Origin of the sequence: Pacificibacter marinus, from assembly GCF_018860665.1 — a bacterium.
In the GTDB taxonomy this organism is placed as follows: domain Bacteria; phylum Pseudomonadota; class Alphaproteobacteria; order Rhodobacterales; family Rhodobacteraceae; genus Celeribacter; species Celeribacter marinus_A.
The window spans coordinates 1-2,100 of record NZ_JAHKPK010000050.1 but is presented as its reverse complement, the minus strand read 5'-3'; the positions used below and the strand labels follow the sequence as shown (position 1 = coordinate 2,100).

General features: G+C 41.8%; 3 protein-coding genes. All 3 read left to right on the top strand.

The window, feature by feature from the left end; genetic code table 11:
- Positions 1-328 precede the first annotated feature (328 nt).
- The 3 genes from KO497_RS13145 to KO497_RS13135 are packed head-to-tail and all read left to right on the top strand — an operon-like array spanning position 329 to position 1,934.
- Positions 329-772, top strand: coding sequence for a TraK family protein (locus KO497_RS13145; RefSeq protein ID WP_012774830.1), 444 nt, complete (start codon positions 329-331; stop codon positions 770-772).
- Positions 772-1,497, top strand: a complete 726-nt coding sequence (locus tag KO497_RS13140; RefSeq protein ID WP_012774831.1) for a TraL transfer origin protein — start codon at positions 772-774, stop codon at positions 1,495-1,497. Before KO497_RS13145 ends, KO497_RS13140 begins: the two co-directional genes overlap by 1 nt.
- Positions 1,497-1,934, top strand: coding sequence for a conjugal transfer protein TraM (locus KO497_RS13135; RefSeq protein WP_012774832.1), 438 nt, complete (start codon positions 1,497-1,499; stop codon positions 1,932-1,934). The genes KO497_RS13140 and KO497_RS13135 overlap by 1 nt, the downstream gene beginning before the upstream one ends.
- The last annotated feature ends 166 nt before the right edge of the window (positions 1,935-2,100 follow it).

Sequence of the window (2,100 nt, the reverse complement as noted above, 5' to 3'; positions counted from 1 at the left end):
GATTCCCGTTGAGCCCGAAGGCGCGAATAAGGGTTAGAGTGAAGTAGCATCCACCAACTTGTTGGTGGGGCTACTTCACCTATCCTGCCCGCCTTACGGCGTTAATAACTCCAAGAAAAGTGTACACCAACCTTTTCGATTTATCCGCAGCTTTTGCACTAAATTTGCGCTATAGCACAAACGATATAGTGAAATTTTGCCAAAACCCCCTATAATGGCGGTTAGTAGCAGATATATAGCGATAAAATAGCGAGCTTATAGCGATATAATGAAAGCTCACAACGTGATAGATTTGTGATCACGAAAGAGATAAGACGGATAAGTGATTATGGGGAAAGCAAAAAAATATACTGATCAACTTGCTGAATGGGTAAAGAAGAGAGACGAAAAACGAAAGCGCCAGGATAAAAATGTCGTAGCATTTCTTGCTGTACAAAAGGATATAGAAGAAGCGATAGCCGCTGGTTACTCAGTAAAAACCATTTGGGAGCACATGTTAGAAGAAGGGAAGATTCATTGCAGATATGAGACTTTCACTAAGCATGTTAATCGTCACATTAAGAACAAGGAAAGCAGCTCAAATTTTTTAGCCGCTAAAAAAACCGAAGAAGTTACACACGAAACCCCCGCAACTAAGGGGCCAGAAAAACCGACAGAAACAAAGTCACTAGAAAAAAATAGTGATTCTGCTCAAGTTCAAAATAAAGATAAGCCAAAAGGAATTACTGGCTTTAATTTCAATTCAAGACCGAATAAAGAGGATCTAATCTAATGGCTAAAGTACATATCATTTTGCAAGGTAAGGGCGGTGTAGGTAAATCCGTGATCGCAGCTATCGTCGCTCAATACAAAAAAAGTAAAGGTCAGGAACCAACTTGCATAGATACTGACCCTGTAAATTCTACGTTCGAAGGTTATAAATATCTGAACGTAACCAGGCTAAATATTATGACTGACGACGAAATTAATACTCGCAATTTTGACTCGTTAGTTGAGCTAATAGCGACAACCGAGAATGACGTCATTATTGATAATGGTGCGAGTTCTTTTGTGCCGCTATCACACTACCTAATTTCTAATGAAGTCCCTGCCCTACTAAACGAAATGGGGCATGAGATTGTAGTTCATACCGTTATTGCTGGTAGCCAATCACTATTAGACACGGTGAATGGTTTTTCACAACTGGCAGACCAGTTCCCAAAAGAAGCTCTTTTTGTTGTGTGGTTGAATCCATATTGGGGGCCAATCGAGCACCAAGGGAAGTCGTTCGAGCAAATGAAGGCGTACACGAATAATAAAGATCGAGTTTCAGCAATTATTGACCTGCCAAAACTAAAAGATGAAACCTATGGCCGTGATTTCTCTGAAATGCTTGAAAACAGAAAAACATTTGATGAAGCGTTGGCCGATGACAATTTGACGATCATGTCTCGACAACGATTGAAAATTGTTCGCGGTCAAGTGTTTGGTCTACTGGATAATGCGGCGGTATTGTAATGACAGACAAGGTTGAAGAAACCATAAAGGAAATCGCGGCCAAACACGGCATTGCCGTTGGTCGCGATGACCCTATATTGATTTTGCAGACGATCAATGATCGCTTGATGCAGGAAAGCACCGAAGCTCAGCAAGCTATCCTAGACTCCTTTAAAAGCGAGTTAGAAGAAATTGCGCACCGATGGGGGGAAGATGCTAAAAATAAGGCAGAAAGAACGCTTAATGCCGCTCTGACAGCCAGTAAGCAAACTATGGCGACTTCGATGCAAGAAAGCGCAAAACTCGCCGCAGAAGCTGCTAGGAGTGAAATTGAGAAAACAATAAAAGAGCAGGTAGCCCCTTTGAATAAGGAAACTCGTCAAGTAGCTAGGATGAACCTAATAGCAGCAGGAATGACAGTATTTGCAGCAGGCGTAGCGTTATGGGCATCGCTGTAGAAAAAAAGAAAGCCTGGAGTGATAACCCAGGCTTTTCTCTAGTTAGTAGGGTTTATTTATCCCAAGAGTATGCGAACGGCAACGCTCTTGGTTTTGCTTCCTTTCATATTCTTGTTTCTTAACTAGCGCCTGGTGATGCCTTTGGGCTTGTCTCATTGAATCCCAA